Below are 18,335 nucleotides of genomic sequence, written 5' to 3'. Positions count from 1 at the left end.
GGGTAGACCAGTACCAGATGATCGCAGGCCTCGATCGCATCGGCGGCGTCCTGCAGATCGGGTTCAAGCGGCTGGATCTGGCGATAGCCGTGCCGCAACACCGGGTCGAATTCGAGCTCGCCCAGTGCGATCAGGCGTACCTGGTGGCCTGCGTTCTCGGCGGCGGTGGCGTAGCGCTGGGCGAGAGCGCCGCACAGGCTGTCGCGGTCGGGATGGCCCAGCAGGATCAGGATGGAACGGGACACGGCAACCTCGGGCAGTGGAAAGTGCGCGAGGGTGCAGTCTGCCCCTGGGGCAGAGTCAAGCCGGGGTGGTGCAGCCGTTGGGGTCCAGCACGCAGTCACCGCGGCCGGCATGCAGCCATTGCCGGAGTTCGTCGCTGACCTGTCGCAGGGCGAGTTCGACCTGTTCCAGTCGTGCCCGTTCACTGGCGATGTGGCTACGCTGCTGCTCCAGCAAGGCCAGTACCGCGGGCCAGTCGAGCTGCCCGTCACGGCCCTGCAGGCGGGAAATCGCAGCCAGCGTGATGCCCAGCGCCAACGCCTGGCGGATCAGCTGCACCCAGGCTACGTCCTGTTCGCTGTAGTCGCGATAGCGGTTCACGCGTGGCACCGGCGGCAGCAGCCCGCGTGCCTCGTACAGGCGGATGGCCTTGGCGCTGGCACCGGTCAGGCGGCTGACCTCGGAAATGCGCATCGGCTCAGTCCCGCACCAGTCCGCCGTCCACCACCAGGTTCTGGCCGGTCACCGCGCGCGACCACGGGCTGGCGAAGAACAGCGCGGCATCGGCGAACTCGGCCGGGGTGGTGACGCTGCGCAGTGGCGTGTTGGCGGCGATGTAGTCGAACACCGCTTCGGGTGTGGCGGCACTGGCATCGGTGGTGCGCAGCAGTCCGCCGGACAGCATGTTCACGGTGATCCCGTGCGGGCCGAGGTCACCGGCCAGGGTGCGGGTCAGTGACAGCAGTGCGGCCTTGGCTGCGGTGTAGTCGTGGTAGGGCACCACCGGGTTCTGGAACAGGTTGGTGCCGACGTTGATGACGCGGCCGAAACGCCGGGCCTGCATGCCGGGCAGGGCAGCCTGCACGGTGTTCAGTGCGCCGCGCACGCTGCCCTCGAACTGGGCCTGGAAGGCCGGCCAGCCGATGTCTGCGGCATTGTCGCGGGCATCGCCATTGAACGAGAACGCCGCCAGCGCGTTGTTGACCACGGTGGTTACGCCTTGCCCGAAGTGGGCCAGTGCCTGCTGCAGCATCGCATCGACCTGGGCGCGGTCGGTGACGTCGGCCGGCAGTGCGATCGCCTGTCCACCGAGCCCGGCAGCCAGGGCACGTGCGGCGCCTTCGCTTCGGTGGTAATTGACGATGACGCGCGCGCCCTGTGCGGCGAAGGCGCGGGCGATGTGCTGGCCAAGCCCGCGCCCGGCACCGGTGACCAGCACCAGCTGTTCGCTGATCTGCATGAGGGAGCTGCCATCCATTGCATGAAAGGGCATGCAGCGTAGCAGCGATGGCGCTTGCCGGAGCGGGCGTGCTGCCGCTAGCCTGCAGGCATGAACCAGACTCCCCTGCGATTGCTCATTCACGGCGCCTCCGGGCGCATGGGCCAGGCCCTGCTGCGGTTGGCCGTCGAACATCCCGAAACGCTGCAGATCGTGGCCGCGGTGACCGGCCGTGCGCCGGCCCAGCGCGTGGTCGATGGGGTACCGTTCTTCGCTGCCAGTGAGCTGCCCGGTGCGCCGGCATTCGACGTGGCGATCGACTTCAGCCTGCCGGAGGGTTTCAACCCGATGCTGGCGCTGTGCGTGGAGCGAGGCGCGGGCCTGGTCTCGGGCACGACCGGGATCTCCAGCACGCAGCGCCAGGCGCTGGAGGCGGCGGCGGCGAAGATCCCGCTGGTCTGGGCCTCGAATTTCAGCCTGGGCGTGGCGGTACTGGACGAGCTGGTCGAGCGCGCGGCGCAGGCGCTGGCCGGCTGGGACTGCGACATTGTCGAATCGCACCATACCCAGAAGAAGGATGCGCCTTCGGGCACCGCGCTGACCCTGGGTGCCGCCGCGCAACGGGGCGGGGCGGAGCCGCACTACGCCAGCCTGCGTGCCGGTGACATCGTCGGTGAGCATCTGGTCCAGTTTACCGGCCTGGGTGAGCGCATCGAACTGGTGCATCGGGCCACCAACCGCGACATCTTTGCCCGTGGCGCGCTGTTCGCCGCCCGCCGGCTGCACGGTCGCGCGCCGGGCAGCTACCGCGTGCGGGATCTGCTGGCGTAAGGCGGGCTGATTCCTGGGGTCGGAGCCCTTTCCAGCGGAAACGGCTCTGACATCCTAGGGCGCCTGGGGTCAGAGCCTTTCCCGTTCGGGAAAGGATCCGACCCCGCGTCCGGCTCGCATACGCCGCCGGATTGAAATGAATACGCAATCGCCTGTTCATGAAGCGCGATAACCGCTGGCGCGAGCGCCCCGTCAGCGCTACAATTCGCACTCGCCGAATCACGAAAGCCGGACCGGTCCCAGACCGTACGTCCGCGCTTTTTTGCAACCGGATTTCCGTGAAGCGCAGGCGTGACTTCGGCAGCCCCCTCGGTAGCCAAAGTGAGATTCCCGTGACCCAAGCCGCAATCCTCGTCCTCGAAGACGGCACCGTATTCGAGGGCGAATCCGTAGGCGCGCCCGGCCTGTCCGTCGGTGAGGTGGTGTTCAACACCGCCATGACCGGCTATCAGGAAGTGTTGACCGACCCGTCCTACGCCCGGCAGATGGTCACGCTGACCTATCCGCATATCGGAAATACCGGCATGACCGACCAGGACAATGAAGCGTCCAAGGTGTGGTCGGCCGGCCTGATCGTGCGCGATGTTCCGCGCCGCCCCAGCAACTGGCGCAGCCAGGTGTCGCTGCAGGATTGGCTGATCCAGCGTGGCGTGGTCGCCATCGCCGGCATCGACACCCGCAAGCTGACCCGCATCCTGCGCGAGAAGGGCGCACAGAACGGTGCGTTGATGGCCGGTGACATCGACGTGGAAAAGGCACTGGAAGCCGCCCGCAAGTTCCCGGGGCTGAAGGGCATGGATCTGGCCAAGGTTGTCACTACCGAGAAGACCTACACCTGGACCGAGGGCCAGCTGGACCTGGATGCCAATGCCTTCGTCAGCGTGCCGGCGAAGTTCAAGGTCGTGGCCTACGATTTCGGCGTGAAGACCAATATCCTGCGCATGCTGGCCGAGCGCGGCTGCGAAGTGACCGTGGTGCCGGCGCAGACCCCGGCCGCCGAGGTGCTGGCACTGAAGCCGGATGGTGTGTTCCTGTCCAACGGCCCGGGTGACCCGGAACCGTGCAACTACGCCATCGACGCGATCAAGGCCTTCATCGACGTGAAGATCCCGACCTTCGGCATCTGCCTGGGCCATCAGCTGCTCGGCCTGGCCTCGGGCGCGAAGACCATGAAGATGGGCCATGGCCACCACGGTGCCAACCACCCGGTGCAGGACCTGGACAGCGGCCGGGTGATGATCACCTCGCAGAACCACGGCTTCGCGATCGATGAAGCGACCCTGCCGCCGACCCTGCGCGTGACCCACCGTTCGCTGTTCGATGGCACCAACCAGGGTGTCGCCCGCACCGACGTGCCGGCGTTCTCGTTCCAGGGCCACCCGGAAGCGTCGCCGGGCCCGACCGACGTCGGTCCGTTGTTCGACCGCTTCGTGGTGCTGATGGAGCAGGCCAAGGCGTGATCAGTACGCCGCCGGCCTCCCGGTGGCGTCGCGATGGACCGTAAACCCCGCATCGCTGCTGCCCCCGGCGCGGCGCTGCGGATCAAGATTCCTGATCGACAGCGTGCGATCACCCCCCTTGTCACGCTGTACTGACTTAGAGAAGAAAATGCCCAAGCGCACTGACCTCAAGACCATCCTCATCATCGGTGCTGGCCCGATCGTCATCGGCCAGGCCTGCGAGTTCGACTACTCCGGCGCCCAGGCCTGCAAGGCCCTGCGTGACGAGGGTTACCGCGTGGTGCTGGTCAACAGCAACCCGGCCACGATCATGACCGACCCGGAGATGGCCGACGCCGTCTACATCGAGCCGATCAACTGGCAGACGGTCGAGAAGATCATCGCCAAGGAAAAGCCCGACGCGCTGCTGCCGACCATGGGTGGCCAGACCGCGCTGAACTGCGCGCTGGACCTTGCCGACCACGGCGTGCTGGAGAAGTACAACGTCGAACTGATCGGCGCCAAGCGCGAAGCGATCCGCATGGCCGAAGATCGCGAGCTGTTCCGCGTGGCCATGGGTGAGATCGGCCTGGAATGCCCGACCGCCGCCGTCGCCCACACCCTGGACGAAGCGCTGGAGATCCAGACCCGCGTCGGCTACCCGACCATCATCCGCCCCAGCTTCACCCTGGGCGGCAGCGGTGGCGGCATCGCCTACAACCGCGAAGAGCTGGTCGAGATCGTCAGCCGCGGCCTGGAACTGTCGCCGACCACCGAAGTGCTGGTGGAAGAGTCGGTGCTGGGCTGGAAGGAGTTCGAGATGGAAGTGGTCCGCGATACGGCGGACAACTGCATCATCGTCTGCTCGATCGAAAACCTGGACCCGATGGGCGTGCACACCGGTGACTCGATCACCGTGGCGCCGGCGCAGACCCTGACCGACAAGGAATACCAGCGCCTGCGCGATGCCTCCATCGCCGTGCTGCGCAAGATCGGCGTCGATACCGGTGGCTCGAACGTGCAGTTTGGTATCAACCCGAAGACCGGCCGCGTGGTCGTCATCGAGATGAACCCGCGCGTGTCGCGTTCGTCGGCACTGGCCTCGAAGGCCACCGGCTTCCCGATCGCCAAGGTCGCCGCCAAGCTGGCCGTGGGCTACACCCTGGACGAACTGAAGAACGAGATCACCGGTGGCCTGACCCCGGCGTCGTTTGAACCGTCCATCGACTACGTTGTCACCAAGATTCCGCGTTTTGCCTTCGAGAAGTTCCCGGCCGCCGATGCGCGCCTGACCACCCAGATGAAGTCGGTGGGCGAGGTGATGGCGATGGGCCGCACCTTCCAGGAGTCGGTGCAGAAGGCGCTGCGCGGCCTGGAAACCGGCAAGGTCGGCTTCGACCCGACCGGCCTGGACCTGGGCAACGAAGAAGACCTGCAGACCCTGCGCCGCGAACTGAAGGCACCGGGTCCGGAGCGCCTGTTCTTCGTCGCTGATGCGTTCCGCGCCGGCATGAGCGTTGAAGAAATCTACGCACTGTCGTTCATCGATCACTGGTTCCTGGACCAGATCGAGGAAATCATCGCCGCGGAAACCGCCGTCGCCGCCGATGGCATCGACGCGCTGGACGCCGCGCGCCTGCGCAAGCTGAAGCGCGCCGGTTTCTCCGACGCGCGCCTGGCGCAGCTGACCGGTACCAACGAAGCCGCCATCCGCGCGCTGCGTCGTGCGCACAAGGTGCGCCCGGTCTACAAGCGCGTCGACTCCTGTGCCGGTGAATTCTCCACCGGTACCGCCTACCTGTACTCGACCTACGAGGACGAGTGCGAGGCTGCGCCGAGCAACCGCGACAAGATCATGATCCTGGGCGGTGGCCCGAACCGCATCGGCCAGGGCATCGAGTTCGATTACTGCTGCGTGCACGCGGCACTGGCGCTGCGCGAGGATGGTTATGAAACCATCATGGTCAACTGCAACCCGGAAACCGTGTCGACCGACTACGACACTTCCGACCGCCTGTACTTCGAGCCGCTGACCCTGGAAGACGTGCTGGAAATCGTCGAGCTGGAACAGCCGAAGGGCGTGATCGTGCAGTACGGCGGCCAGACCCCGCTGAAGCTTGCGCGCGCGCTGGAAGCCAACGGCGTGCCGGTGATCGGCACCAGCCCGGACTCGATCGACCTGGCCGAAGACCGCGAGCGCTTCCAGCAGCTGGTGGACAAGCTGGGCCTGAAGCAGCCGCCGAACCGCATCGCCCGCAACGACCAGGAAGCCTTGCTGCTGGCCCGCGAGATCGGCTACCCGCTGGTGGTGCGCCCGAGCTACGTGCTGGGCGGCCGTGCGATGGAAATCGTCTACGGCGAAGCCGATCTGGCCCGCTACGTGCGCGACGCGGTGAAGGTGTCCAACGATTCGCCGGTGCTGTTGGACCGCTTCCTCGACAACGCGGTCGAGTGCGACGTCGACATCATCGCCGACAAGGATGGCAACGTCCTGATCGGCGGCGTGATGGAGCACATCGAAGAAGCCGGCGTGCACTCGGGCGATTCCTCGTGCTCGCTGCCGCCGTACTCGCTGTCCGCTGAAACCCAGGCCGAGCTGCGCCGCCAGGTGGTGGAGCTGGCCAAGGCCCTGAACGTGGTCGGCCTGATGAACACCCAGTTCGCAATCCAGACCAGCGACGAAGGTGCCGACACCATCTACCTGCTGGAAGTGAACCCGCGTGCCTCGCGCACCGTGCCGTTCGTGTCCAAGGCCACCGGCATGCCGCTGGCGAAGATCGCCGCCCGCTGCATGGCTGGCAAGAGCCTGGCCGAGCAGGGCGCGACCAAGGAAATCGTGCCGGACTACTACTCGGTGAAGGAAGCGATCTTCCCGTTCGCCAAGTTCCAGGGCGTCGACCCGATCCTCGGGCCGGAGATGCGCTCCACCGGTGAGGTGATGGGCGTCGGTCGCACCTTCAACGCCGCTTTTGCGCGTGCGCAGGAAGCCGGTGGCATCAAGGCGCCGCCGGTCGGCAAGGCCTTCGTCTCGGTGCGCGATCCGGACAAGAAGCGCGTGCTGCCGGTGGCCAAGGCCCTGCTGGCGCGCGGCTACAGCCTGGTCGCCACCCGTGGCACCGCCGCGTGGCTGCAGCAGCACGGTATGGACTGCGAGATCATCAACAAGGTGGTCGAAGGCCGTCCGCACATCGTCGACTCGATCAAGAACGGCGAGATCGTCTACATCGTCAACACGACCGAAGGTCGTTCGGCGATCAACGACTCGTTCTCGATCCGTCGCGAGGCGCTGCAGCACCGCGTCACCTACTCGACCACCATTGCCGGCGCCAAGGCGCTGGTGGATTCACTGGAATTCCGCGGTACCGGCCCCGTCTGGTCGCTGCAGGAGCTGCACAAGGAGTTGAATGCATGAGAGCACCGATCACCATGAAGGGCGCGCAGAAGCTGCGCGATGAGCTGGATCACCTGAAGTCGGTCAAGCGCCCGAAAGTCATTGCGGCCATCGCCGAAGCGCGTGAGCACGGCGACCTGAAGGAGAATGCCGAGTACCACGCCGCGCGCGAGGAGCAGGGCTTCATCGAAGGGCGCATCAAGCAGCTGGAAGGCGAGCTGTCGCACGCCGAGATCATCGACGTGAGCAAGCTCAACGCCGGCTCCAAGGTGGTGTTCGGCGCCAGCGTGACGCTGGCTGACGTGGAAACCGACGAAGAGAAGAAGTACCAGATCGTCGGTGACCTGGAAGCGGACATCAAGCTGGGCCTGATCGCGATTTCCTCGCCTGTGGCGCGCGCGATGATCGGCAAGCTGGAAGGCGATTCGATCGTGATCGACGCCCCGGCCGGCCAGCGCGAGTACGAGATCGTCAGCGTCAGCTACGTGGACTGACCGCGTGGCGACGGCGACCCTGCTGTTGCCTGCACGCAGCCGCTTTGCCGCGGCTGCGCTGCCGGACGATGTGGCGCGTGCGCTCGGCCGTGCCACGACGGTGCAGGTCGCACCGGGCGAACGTGCACAACTGACGCGCCATTTCACGGTTGCCGCGCCGCATTGGCCGGTAGCCGCGATGACCCGCCAGCGCGACGTCGGCGATGCAGCCGGCGCCAGCTGGCTGCGTGCCGACCCGGCCTGCATGGTGCCGGACATGCACGGCGCGCGGATGATGGCCTACGGCGAGACGCTGCGGCCGACATTGGCCGACTGCCTGGCACTGTTGCCGGTGCTGCAGCCGCTGTTTGCCGATGCCGGATTCGTGCTCGACGCGCCGGACCCTTCGCGCTGGTACCTGCGGCTTCCGATCGACATGGCGTTGCCTGACTTCGACAGCCCGGACGAGGTGCTCGGCGATGACCTGTTCTCGCACCTGCCCGAAGGCGAGGGCGGTCGCCGCTGGCGCGCGCTGATGACCGAAGCGCAGGTGCTGCTGCACAACCATTCCTGGAACCAGCAACGTGCCGCGCAGGGCCAGCAGCCGATCAACTCGCTGTGGTTCTGGGGCGGTGGCGTGATGCCGGTGTCGGTGAGTACGCCACACGCGCAGGTGCGCAGCCGCGATGCCCTGCTGCAGGGCCTGGCTCTGGCCGCGGGTGTGGCGGTCGATGGCGAGCAGGCCGTGGATGCACTGGTCGATCTGCGCCAGCTGCGTTCGCTGCAGCAGCTCGGCAACGATGCGATCCGGCCGTTGCTGGCCGCGCTGAAGCGTGGCGAACTGCAGCGGCTGGTGCTGGATTTCGAGGATGGCCTGCAGTTCCAGCTGGACCGCGGCCAGCGCTGGCAGTTCTGGAAGAAGCCGCGCCAGCTTCACGACTGAGCATCCGGCAGGATCCGGTAGGTAGAGTCGACTGTTAGTTGACTGCACTTCGCTCGGATGCAGAAAATCCCGCGCGTTGCGCGTTAGTCGACTAACAGTCGACTCTACCGGGCGGCCGCCGTGGCGGTATCATCGACGGGTCCTCCGTCACCCGGCGATGCCGATGTCCCTTGCCGCCGATGCTGTGCAGTCATCCCCTGATACGCCGACGATCCGCCGCCGCGATGCGGTCGTGCCCGGAAGCTGGCCGGAGGGCACGCTGCCGCTGCTGGCGCGCCTGTACGCTGCACGCGGCGCGCATACCCCGGAGCTGGCGCAGCCGAAGCTGGGCAATCTGCACGCTCCCGAGTTGCTGACCGGCATCGACGATGCGGTGGGCCTGCTGGTCGAGGCCATCGCCAACGACAAGCGCATCCTGGTGGTCGGCGATTTCGATTGCGATGGCGCCACCGCCTGTGCGGTCGGCGTGCGTGGCCTGCGCATGCTCGGCGCACGGCATGTCTTCCACGCCGTGCCGAACCGCATGGTGCATGGCTATGGCCTGTCGCCGTCGCTGGTGGAGGAACTGGCCGAGTTGAAGCCGGACCTGCTGGTCACGGTCGACCATGGCATTGCCTGCCACGCGGGTGTCATTGCGGCCAAGGCACGCGGCTGGCAGGTGCTGGTCACCGACCATCATCTTCCCGGTCCGCAGTTGCCGCCGGCCGATGTCATCGTCGATCCAAACCTGGACGGTGATGCGTTCCCCAGCAAATCGCTGGCCGGCGTCGGCGTGATCTTCTACGTGCTGATGGCATTGCGCCGTCAGATGCGCGAGGCCGGCGTCTTCGCCGATGGCAAGGGCCCGGACCTGACCACGTTGCTGGACCTGGTGGCGGTTGGCACCGTCGCCGATCTGGTGGCGCTGGACCCGAACAACCGTGCGCTGGTCAGCGCGGGCCTGCGTCGGTTGCGTGCAGGGCAGGGCTGCATCGGCCTGCGTGCCCTGATCGAAGCCAGTGGCCGTGACGCCGCGCGACTGACCGCCACCGACATCGGCTTCGCCCTCGGCCCACGCCTGAATGCTGCGGGCCGCCTGGAAGACATGGCGCTGGGCATCGCGCTGCTGCTGACCGAAGACCCGCGCCAGGCGCGCGAGATCGCGCAGACGCTGGAACAGATCAACTCGGAGCGCCGCGCCGTGCAGCAGTCGATGACCGACGACGCCGAGCAGGCGCTGACCCGCGTGGTGCTGGAGATGGCCGGGCAACGTCCGGTCGCGGCCTGCCTGTTCGACGCCGACTGGCACCCGGGCGTGGTGGGGCTGGTCGCGTCGAAGATGAAGGACCGCCTGCATCGCCCGGTGATCGCCTTCGCGCCGTCCGAACCCGGTGCCGACACCCTGCGTGGCTCGGCGCGCTCCATTCCCGGCCTGCATATCCGTGACGCACTGGCATTGGTCGATGCGCGCCATCCGGGCTTGATCGAACGCTTCGGCGGCCACGCCATGGCGGCCGGCCTCAGCCTGCGCCTCGATCACGTCGATGACTTCAAGGCGGCCTTCGTCGCCGTGGTGCTGGAAATGCTCGACCCGGCCGCGCTGCAGCAGCAGGTACTCAGCGACGGCGAACTGGCGGCGGACGAACTCGACCATCGCCACGCCGACGCGCTGCGTCTTGCTGGACCGTGGGGCCAAGGCTTCCCCGAGCCGCTGTTCGACGGCCACTTCGAAGTGGCCAACTGGCGCGTGCTGAAGGAACGCCACCTCAAGCTGGAACTGCGCCTGCCAGGCGTACCCGGCACGATCAACGCGATCCACTTCGGCGGCTGGCACGGGAACGCGCCGGGCCGCCACGTGCATCTCGCCTACCGCCTGGCCTGCGACGACTACCGCGGCGGCAGCGCCATCCAGCTGATCGTCGAGCACAGCCTGCCCGCCTAGGAAAGGGGGGCCAGACGCCAAGGTAGCGCCGGGCCACGCCCGGCGGACGACTTCAGTGTTGGAACGGTAACCCCGTCTGCCATGCTGAAGCGTTGAACCGTCCACGATCCCACTGGAGTCCGGTCATGGTCTTCGCCCGATGCTGCACTGTGTTGTTGCTGGCCCTCGTGGCCTGGCCCGCTGGCGCGCAGTCGCCACGGATCTCCCGGCCGCAGGCCACCACGCCGCTGCTGATCGCGCCGGCCGCCGAACAACCGGTGCAGCTGCAGCGCGCACGCATTGAAGGCGACGTGCAGGCCGGCGTTGCCCAGACCCGGATCACACTGGAATTCCACAACCCGAACCGGCGCGTGCTGGAGGGCGAGCTGCAGTTCCCGCTGGCCGATGGCCAGCAGATCTCCGGCTTCGCCCTGGATATCAACGGCGAGCTGCGCGACGCCGTGCCGGTACCGAAGGACCGCGGCCGCCAGGTGTTCGAGGAGATCGCCCGCCGTGGCGTTGATCCGGGCCTGCTGGAACAGACCGCCGGCAACCAGTTCCGCCTGCGCATCTATCCGCTGCCGGCCGGTGGCAGCCGCCGCGTGCAGTTGGTGATTCGTGAGCCGTTGGCCTTCGCCGGACAAGGCTGGCAGTGGACGCTGCCGCTGCAGTTCGCCGCCGGTGCGGCCTCGGTTGAGCTGAAGCTGCAGGCGCCGGGTGCGACCACTGCGGGTACGGCGCCATTCCGAATCAACGCGGGCCAGTTGTACTGGCAGGGCAAGGGCGCGCAGCTGCCAGCGCAGCTGCAGTGGAGCCTGCCGGCGGCACGTCAGGCACAGGTGCAGGTGGCGCCCTGGCAGGACGGCCACTACCTGCTGGCGCAGCTGCCGGTGCCGGTCAGCCACTCGCCGCGCACGCTGCCCAGCGAGGTCGGGCTGCTGTGGGATGGCTCCGGCTCGGCGGGCCAGCGCGACCGCACGCGTGAGTTCGCCCTGCTGGATCGGTACTTCGCCGCAATGGGTGACGGCACGGTGGCACTGACCGTACTGCGCGACCGCGCCGAACCGGTACGGCGCTTCCGTATCCGCGCAGGCAACTGGAGCGAGCTGCGCGCGGCACTGCAGGCGGTGCGCCCGGACGGTGCCAGCGCGCTGGCCCAGTGGCAGCCGCAGCCGAGTGTGAAGGAATACCTGCTGGTCAGCGATGGCCTGCTGACCTATGGGCCGGAGCAGTTGCCGACGCTGGTACCGGATCAGCGCCTGTTTGCAATCAGCAGCGCCGGTGCCCGCACCGACAGCACCCGACTGCGTGGCTGGAGCGAATCCCATGGCGGTCGCTTCGTCGCGCTGGGCAAGGATGTCGATTCGGCTGCGCGCGAGCTGCTGTCGTCGCCGTTGGACGTGCAGGTCGATGCAGGTCGTGGCGTACAGGACGTGGTGATCGATCGTCGCAGTGAGGCCCAGGGTTGGCTGTGGCTGCACGCACGACTGGCAGCCGATGGCGTGCCGATGCGGGTGCGCGTGGGTGGCGGCGAATGGCAGGCGCTGCCCGCCACGCAGAAGAGCAACGACGGAGAACTGCTGGCGGGCTTGTGGGCGCAGGCGCGCCTGCAGCAGCTGGCCGCCGACCGCCGTGGCAACCGCGAGGCGATGCAGCGCCTGTCGCAGCAGTTTGGCCTGGTGGGGCCGGATACCTCGCTGATCGTGCTGGAGACCCTGGAGGACTACCTGCGCTATGCGATCCGTCCGTCTGGCACGCTTCGCACCGAATACGATGCACGATTCGCAGTGCAGGTGGCGGATCGCGCCGCGGCAGATCGCCAGCGCCTGGATGAAGTGGCGGCACGCTGGAAGGAACGCCTGCAGTGGTGGGACCGCAGCTGGCCGAAGGGAAGGCCGCCGCAGCCGAATGGCGGGGCACTGGAAGTGGCCTCCGCGGACTACGCGATGGAATCGGCGCCGGTAGCGATGCTCGCCGCGCCGGCCCCTGCGGCACCGATGGCTGCCGCCGAGCAGCGCATGGAAGCCAGCAGCGCGCGTGCACGTCGCTCAGCGCCTGCATCGAACAAGGCCCTGGATTCAATCACGGTCACGGGTGGCCGTGTCGCTGCGCCCGCTGCCGCCAACGAGGGCGAGCTCGGCATCCAGCTGGCGGCGTGGCAGCCGGACTCGGCCATCGCCCGGCGCCTGCGCCAGGGCCCGGCGTCGCAACTGTATGACCGCTATCTGGCCGAGCGCGATGCCCATGCCGACAGCAGCGCATTCTTCCTCGACGTGGCTGACCTGCTGCTGGAGCAGGGCCAACGCGACCTGGCGCTGCGCGTGTTGTCGAACCTGGCCGAGATGGACCTGGACAATCGCCACCTGCTGCGCGTGCTCGGCTATCGGCTGATGCAGGCCGATGCGCCCGCGCTGGCGGTGCCGGTGTTCGAGCAGGTGCTGGCCATGGGCCAGGAAGAACCGCAGAGCTTCCGCGACCTGGGCCTGGCACTGGCAGCGGCCGGCAAGCCGCAGCAGGCGCTGGTGCCGCTGTACCAGGTGGTCGTGCGCCCGTGGGACAGCCGTTTCGATGGCATCGCCCTGATCGCACTGGATGAGCTGACCAACCTGGTGGCGCGTAGCACCCCCCGGCTGGATACCTCGGCCATCGACCCACGCCTGCTGCAGGCGATGCCGCTGGACCTGCGCGTGGTGCTGTCGTGGGATGCCGACAACAGCGACATGGACCTGTGGGTGACCGACCCGAACGGCGAGCGCGCTTACTACGGCAACCGCCTGACCTACCAGGGCGGGCAGATGTCGCAGGACTTCACCGGCGGCTATGGTCCCGAGCAGTTCTCGCTGCGCAACGCCAAGCCGGGCAGGTACAAGGTGGAGGCGAACTACTTCGGCAGCCGCCAGCAGCTGGTGACCGGGGCGACGACACTGATGCTGCGCCTGACCACCCACTGGGGCACGCCGAAGCAGAAGGACCAGATGGTCACGATGCGGTTGAAGGATCGCGCCGAAACCGTGCTGGTGGGCGAGTTCGAGGTGAAGTAGTGCCACGCCATGCGTGGCTGTCCGAGCCCTGATCCTGTAGAGCCGAGCCCATGCTCGGCTCACTGTGGAAGCGGGCGAGCATGGGCGCAATCGTTGAGGACAGCGGATCATCGGTTCATGGGTGGGTCGCGCCGAGCCCATGCGCCGCGCATGGCTGGAGCAGCCGAGCATGGGCTTGGCTCTACATCAGTATGATGCTCGCTGGGCCGTTTCGGATCGGCCTTCAGGCCGAACAGGGGCCGCAGCCAGCGGGAGCGTCGGATCAGCAGTTCGTGGATCAGCATGCAGCCGCCGACGGTGCCGCCCAGCAGTAGCGACGGCTCCAGCCAAGGACCCAGTTGCAACGGCTTGAGCCAGAACAGCAGGGCAATGATCAGGCTCTGGTGCAGCATGTACCAGGGATAGATTGCCTCGGTGCAGTACGGCAGCCAGCCGAACGGGCGGTCGAGGAAGACCTTGCCCCAGCCGAGGATGGCCAGCAGCGCGCTCCAGACATACACCGACTGGCTGGTCCTGCCCTGCAGGTCCCAGAACGTTTCAGGCCATTGCCGCAGCGAGGAGTCAGCCGGCAGGACCTGGCCGAGGATGCGCAACCCCAGATACCAGCCGACCGCCGCCAGCGCCAGCCACAGCGTGGTGCGGCGCAGGGAGACCACGCGCTGCCAGAACAACGGCTCGCGACCGAGCAGGTAGCCGGCCAGGAACACTGTCGCGTACTTCGCGTGCTGGTACCAGTCGCCAAGCAGGGCATTGGTGGACGGATAGATCGGCTCCAGCCAGATCACCCAGGCCAGCAGCAGCGCAGACGGAATTCCGATCAGCAGTATCGGCGAGGCGGCGCAGAACGCGATCGCACGGCGAACCACGGCCGTTCCCAGCAATGGCATCAACAGGGCCAGGGCCAGCGTGTAGTTCCACAGATAGGCCAGGTACCACAGGTGGTTCCAGGTGATGCCGTATTGCCAGCCGGCGAAGCTGCCTTCCGGCCACGGCCGCACCTGCCAGTAGCGCAACAGGAAGTGGCCGAAGCCGGGTGCCACGTGGCCGTTGGCCACGCCTTCGCAGTAGGGCTGGATCGGCACGATCACGAACATGCCGAACAGCAATGGCAGCAGCAGCCGCCACGTGCGCAGGCCGGCAAAGCGCAGCAGCTTTCCTTCCGGTCGCATCATCGCGATGGCGATGCCCGAGATCAGGAACAGCAGCGACATCCGCCAGCGGTTGATGAACAGCATCGGCCACTGCAGCCATTCGGCGGTATGCAGGCTCTTGAGGTGGAAACCCCAGTCATCCACGTAGGCCATGCTGGTGTGGTAGAGGATCAGCAGCGCGAAGGCGAACACGCGCAGGGCGTCGATGTCGTGGCGTCGGGTCATGGTGGTGGTGTGCCGGAGAGTCGAGCCAAGGTGACGCCGCCCGGTCCGTGCAGCGACTGCCAAGGGGCCGCCGGAACCCGCCCAGTGACCAATGGCGGGGGTGGTGGGACCAATGGAGGCGCTACTCTCGGTCCCTTGGGGCACGCTGGAGCACTGCAACCACATGGACGCCACAATGACCCAGGGCCGACCACCGCGCTGGCGCACCACCATCCGTCTGCTGGTCTGGGCAGCGATCCTGTCGGCCTCGGCGGTGACCAATGCGCTGGTTGAGGTGATGGACGCCACGCGGCGGGGCAGCGATCTCGGCCTGTGGGAGCCGATGATCTGGGAATTCAGCAGCCTCGCCCTGATCCTGTTGACCCTGCCGCTGCTGTGGTGGGGCTGCGAGCGCTGGCCGCTGCATGCCGATACCTGGAAGCAGCGGTTGCCGCTGTACCTGCTGGCCAGCGTGGGCTGGTCGTTTCTGCACGTGGTGGGGATGATGGTGCTGCGGCACCTGGCCTATGCATCGCTGGGCTACCGCTATCAGGACGATGCGGGATGGCTGGAGCGTTTTGCCTACGAATACCTGAAGGATGTCCGCACGTTCGCGATGTTCGTGGCACTGGAGCACTTCACCAGCTGGTTCGGGCGGCGCAGGCAGGGCGAGGCGAGCCTGTTGGCCGAGCCCGATGTAGGCCCGCCCGTGGAACCGGTCGAGCGCCCGCAGCACTTCCTGGTGCGCAAACTGGGCAAGGAGTTCCTGGTCGCCACCGCAGACGTGGAGTACGCCCAGGCGGCGGGGAACTACGTGAACCTGCGGGTACGTGGACATGACTATCCGCTGCGGATCACCATGGCGGTGCTGGAACAGCGTTTGGATCCCGCGTTGTTTCTGCGCCCGCACCGCAGCTGGCTGATCCATCGCGGGCAGCTGCGCTCGATCGAGCCGCTGGACGGCGGCGAGGCCCTGTTGCACATGGCCGACGGGGCCAAGGTGCCGTGCAGCCGGCGACAGCTGCCGGTGCTGCGGCAGGCGCTGGGGGGGGCGGGCGCGGGTTAGTCGACTATCGCGCGCAGCGCGGGCTTCGCCGCAACCTGAATGAAAGGCAGTCGACTGACAGTCGACTCTACCAACGGCCGGGTTGAAGCACAGCAGGATACCCGGGTCCCTCATTCCGGGCACCCCCGGCCTGCGCTATCATTACCAGTCATCTTTTGAATGCATAACCGCCGACATGATCGAACTGAATCCTGTCCGCCAGCGCATCACCGATCTGACCGATCGCGTGCTGTCGCTTCGGGGGTATCTTTGACTACGACGCCAAGAAAGAGCGTCTTGAAGAAGTAACGCGGGAGCTGGAAAGCCCCGACGTCTGGAACAACGCCGAGTACGCACAGAACCTGGGCCGCGAGCGTTCCAGCCTGGAAAAGACCGTGGGCGGCATCGCCTCGGTGCTGGATGGCCTGAACGACGCGACCGAACTGCTGGAGCTGGCCGAGTCCGAGCAGGACGAGGACACCGCACTGGCCGTGGTTGCCGACCTGGACAAGCACCAGGCGCACGTGGAGAAGCTGGAGTTCCAGCGCATGTTCTCCGGCGAGATGGACAATGCGGCGGCGTTCGTCGACATCCAGGCCGGTGCCGGTGGTACCGAAGCCCAGGACTGGGCCGAGATCCTACTGCGCATGTACCTGCGCTGGTGTGAATCGCGCGGCTGGAAGACCGAGCTGATGGAAGTCTCCGGTGGTGACGTCGCCGGCATCAAGTCGGCCACGCTGCGCGTGGAAGGCGACTATGCCTATGGCTGGCTGAAGACCGAGACCGGCGTGCACCGCCTGGTGCGCAAGTCGCCGTTCGACTCGGACAACCGCCGCCACACCAGCTTCACCTCGGTGTTCGTGTCGCCGGAAATCGATGACAACATCGACATCACCATCAACCCGGCCGACCTGCGTACCGACGTGTACCGTTCGTCCGGTGCCGGTGGCCAGCACGTGAACAAGACCGAGTCGGCGGTGCGTATCACCCACATCCCGACCAACATCGTCGTGGCGTGCCAGACCGGCCGCAGCCAGCACCAGAACCGCGACAACGCGATGAAGATGCTGGCCGCCAAGCTTTACGAGCTTGAGATCCAGAAGCGCAATGCCGAGAAGGACGCGGTGGAAGCCACCAAGTCCGACATCGGCTGGGGCAGCCAGATCCGCAACTACGTGCTGGACCAGAGCCGCATCAAGGACCTGCGTACCGGCATCGAACGTTCGGACACGCAGAAGGTGCTCGACGGCGACCTGGACGAGTTCGTCGAGGCCAGCCTGAAGGCCGGCCTGGCCGTGGGTTCCAAGCGCGTCGATGCCTGATCGACGCGCCTGCGCGGATATCGTCACCCTCGTGCGCGACGCCGAGGGTGGCCGATCACGCTTCCGGTAGAGCCGAGCCCATGCTCGGCTGCTGTTGGCGCAGTAGCAGATGCGTCGAGCATGGCTCGACGCTACATAGGGCAGGACGGGCCGATGATGCGCAGCGAAAGTGAACGCAAGGAACTCGGCGGCTTCCTCAAGGCCTGCCGCGCCCGTGTCGACCCTGCCACGCTCGGCCTGCCGGCCGGGCGCCGGCGGACCCCGGGACTGAAGCGCGAGGAAGTCGCCCTGGCCATCGGGGTCAGCGTCAGCTGGTACACCTGGATCGAGCAGGGCCGTGAAGTGCGCGCCTCGCCCGAGGTGCTGGAGCGGCTGGCGCAGGTGCTGCGCATGAGCGATGACGAGCGCGCCTATGCGTTCGCGCTGTCCGGTTACGGCGTGCCGCTGGAATCACCGGACGAGAGCGTGACCGACGGCCTGCGCCAGCTGGTGGAGGCGATGCAGCCGATCCCGGCGTATGTGCGCAATACCCGTTTCGACATCCTGGCCTGGAACCCGGCCATCGCCGACCTGTTCGTGGACTACAGCCAGCTGGCACCGCATGAGCGCAACACGCTGCGGCTGATGTTCCTGTACCCGCCGTACCGCACGCTGATCCTCAACTGGGAAGAAATGACCCGCGGCCTGCTGGCCGGCTTCCGCGCGGCGATGGCACAGGCGCCGGACAAGGCGCCGTTCCTGGCGCTGGTGGAGGATATCGCGGCGCATAGTGAGGAGTTCCGCCAGTGGTGGCCGGAGCACGACGTGCGGCGGTTCGATGAAGGTGCGAAGAAGTTGAACCATCCCACGCGTGGGTTGCTGGACCTGCAGTACGTGGCGCTGGTACCGGAGAGCCGGCACGATTTGTCACTGGTGACCTACCTGCCGCGGAAGTAGGGGGTGTTCGGCAGGGCTTGCAGCCCTGCACCTGCTCAATGCAACGGCCAAAGCCAGAGCCAGAGCTGGATTCCGTGGTTTGGCGGGGGGGGGGGGGGGGGGGGGGGGGGGGGGGGCGCCCCCCCCCCCCCCCCCGGGGGGGGGGGGGGGGGCGCCCCCCCCCCCCCCCCCCGCCCCCCCCCCCCCCCCCCCCCCCCCCCACCTCTGACAGATTCCGG

Annotated in this window: 14 protein-coding genes; 10 read left to right on the top strand and 4 right to left on the bottom strand. The window is 67.2% G+C overall.

The features are described from left to right. The 3 genes from QRO91_RS17225 to QRO91_RS17215 all read right to left on the bottom strand — a co-directional run. On the bottom strand, positions 1–245 hold a 245-nt coding region (locus QRO91_RS17225; RefSeq protein ID WP_285310486.1), incomplete at its 3' end, for an NAD(P)H-dependent oxidoreductase. 55 nt (positions 246–300) lie between these two features. Continuing rightward, a complete protein-coding gene (locus QRO91_RS17220) occupies positions 301–696 on the bottom strand; it encodes a MerR family transcriptional regulator (RefSeq protein ID WP_049429090.1) in 396 nt (131 codons plus the stop codon). 4 nt (positions 697–700) lie between these two features. Continuing rightward, the gene (locus tag QRO91_RS17215) at positions 701–1,480 is read right to left on the bottom strand and encodes a 3-oxoacyl-ACP reductase (protein WP_049429089.1); all 780 of its coding nucleotides are present in this window, start codon (positions 1,478–1,480) and stop codon (positions 701–703) included. Positions 1,481–1,600: 120 nt separating this feature from the next. On the opposite strand from QRO91_RS17215, the gene QRO91_RS17210 reads away from it, so the two are divergent. From QRO91_RS17210 to QRO91_RS17180, 7 genes are all read left to right on the top strand, one after another. Then, positions 1,601–2,272, top strand: a complete 672-nt coding sequence (locus QRO91_RS17210; protein WP_404830272.1) for a 4-hydroxy-tetrahydrodipicolinate reductase — start codon at positions 1,601–1,603, stop codon at positions 2,270–2,272. 332 nt (positions 2,273–2,604) lie between these two features. Further along, entirely contained in the window at positions 2,605–3,732 is a 1,128-nt protein-coding gene (gene carA / locus QRO91_RS17205) for a glutamine-hydrolyzing carbamoyl-phosphate synthase small subunit (RefSeq protein WP_049429087.1), read from the top strand. A 148-nt stretch (positions 3,733–3,880) separates the two neighbouring features. Continuing rightward, positions 3,881–7,123, top strand: coding sequence for a carbamoyl-phosphate synthase large subunit (carB, locus tag QRO91_RS17200; protein ID WP_197620414.1), 3,243 nt, complete (start codon positions 3,881–3,883; stop codon positions 7,121–7,123). Between the two features lie 8 nt (positions 7,124–7,131). Next, positions 7,132–7,596, top strand: a complete 465-nt coding sequence (greA, locus tag QRO91_RS17195; protein ID WP_026347191.1) for a transcription elongation factor GreA — start codon at positions 7,132–7,134, stop codon at positions 7,594–7,596. Between the two features lie 4 nt (positions 7,597–7,600). Beyond that, positions 7,601–8,518 (top strand): phosphoglycerate mutase, encoded by a 918-nt coding sequence (locus QRO91_RS17190; RefSeq protein ID WP_049427636.1) that lies wholly within the window; start codon positions 7,601–7,603, stop codon positions 8,516–8,518. A gap of 163 nt (positions 8,519–8,681) precedes the next feature. After that, positions 8,682–10,439, top strand: coding sequence for a single-stranded-DNA-specific exonuclease RecJ (gene recJ / locus QRO91_RS17185; RefSeq protein ID WP_049427637.1), 1,758 nt, complete (start codon positions 8,682–8,684; stop codon positions 10,437–10,439). A gap of 125 nt (positions 10,440–10,564) precedes the next feature. Continuing rightward, positions 10,565–13,459, top strand: coding sequence for a VIT domain-containing protein (locus tag QRO91_RS17180; RefSeq protein WP_197650808.1), 2,895 nt, complete (start codon positions 10,565–10,567; stop codon positions 13,457–13,459). 107 nt (positions 13,460–13,566) lie between these two features. On the opposite strand, the gene QRO91_RS17175 is transcribed toward QRO91_RS17180, so the two are convergent. Continuing rightward, a complete protein-coding gene (locus QRO91_RS17175; protein ID WP_238378611.1) occupies positions 13,567–14,835 on the bottom strand; it encodes an acyltransferase family protein in 1,269 nt (422 codons plus the stop codon). A 175-nt stretch (positions 14,836–15,010) separates the two neighbouring features. Between QRO91_RS17175 and QRO91_RS17170 the strand changes: the two genes are divergently transcribed. The 3 genes from QRO91_RS17170 (at position 15,011) to QRO91_RS17160 (ending at position 18,117) form a co-directional block, all read left to right on the top strand. Next, positions 15,011–15,880, top strand: a complete 870-nt coding sequence (locus tag QRO91_RS17170; RefSeq protein WP_049427642.1) for a LytTR family DNA-binding domain-containing protein — start codon at positions 15,011–15,013, stop codon at positions 15,878–15,880. A gap of 175 nt (positions 15,881–16,055) precedes the next feature. Beyond that, positions 16,056–17,181, top strand: a protein-coding gene (prfB, locus tag QRO91_RS17165) for a peptide chain release factor 2 (protein ID WP_014037064.1) whose coding sequence is annotated in 2 segments (ribosomal slippage) — positions 16,056–16,130 and positions 16,132–17,181 — 1,125 coding nt in all. Because the reading frame shifts where the segments join, the coding sequence is not laid out codon by codon here. 153 nt (positions 17,182–17,334) lie between these two features. Then, the gene (locus QRO91_RS17160; RefSeq protein ID WP_019661470.1) at positions 17,335–18,117 is read left to right on the top strand and encodes a helix-turn-helix transcriptional regulator; all 783 of its coding nucleotides are present in this window, start codon (positions 17,335–17,337) and stop codon (positions 18,115–18,117) included. Positions 18,118–18,335: the final 218 nt, after the last annotated feature.

Origin of the sequence: Stenotrophomonas maltophilia group sp. Smal32 (assembly GCF_030237085.1) — a bacterium.
In the GTDB taxonomy this organism is placed as follows: domain Bacteria; phylum Pseudomonadota; class Gammaproteobacteria; order Xanthomonadales; family Xanthomonadaceae; genus Stenotrophomonas; species Stenotrophomonas maltophilia_Q.
The sequence above is the reverse complement of the archived record's forward strand: the minus strand, read 5'-3'. Positions and strand labels throughout refer to the sequence as shown.

Bases quoted from the DNA above. Each gene is read 5' to 3' on its own strand.
- QRO91_RS17220 (WP_049429090.1), bottom strand. From the start codon at position 696: ATGCGCATTTCCGAGGTCAGCCGCCTGACCGGTGCCAGCGCCAAGGCC.
- QRO91_RS17215 (WP_049429089.1), bottom strand. From the start codon at position 1,480: ATGGATGGCAGCTCCCTCATGCAGATCAGCGAACAGCTGGTGCTGGTC.
- QRO91_RS17210 (WP_404830272.1), top strand. From the start codon at position 1,601: ATGGGCCAGGCCCTGCTGCGGTTGGCCGTCGAACATCCCGAAACGCTG.
- carB (WP_197620414.1), top strand. From the start codon at position 3,881: ATGCCCAAGCGCACTGACCTCAAGACCATCCTCATCATCGGTGCTGGC.
- recJ (WP_049427637.1), top strand. From the start codon at position 8,682: ATGTCCCTTGCCGCCGATGCTGTGCAGTCATCCCCTGATACGCCGACG.
- QRO91_RS17180 (WP_197650808.1), top strand. From the start codon at position 10,565: ATGGTCTTCGCCCGATGCTGCACTGTGTTGTTGCTGGCCCTCGTGGCC.
- QRO91_RS17175 (WP_238378611.1), bottom strand. From the start codon at position 14,835: ATGACCCGACGCCACGACATCGACGCCCTGCGCGTGTTCGCCTTCGCG.
- QRO91_RS17170 (WP_049427642.1), top strand. From the start codon at position 15,011: ATGACCCAGGGCCGACCACCGCGCTGGCGCACCACCATCCGTCTGCTG.
- QRO91_RS17160 (WP_019661470.1), top strand. From the start codon at position 17,335: ATGATGCGCAGCGAAAGTGAACGCAAGGAACTCGGCGGCTTCCTCAAG.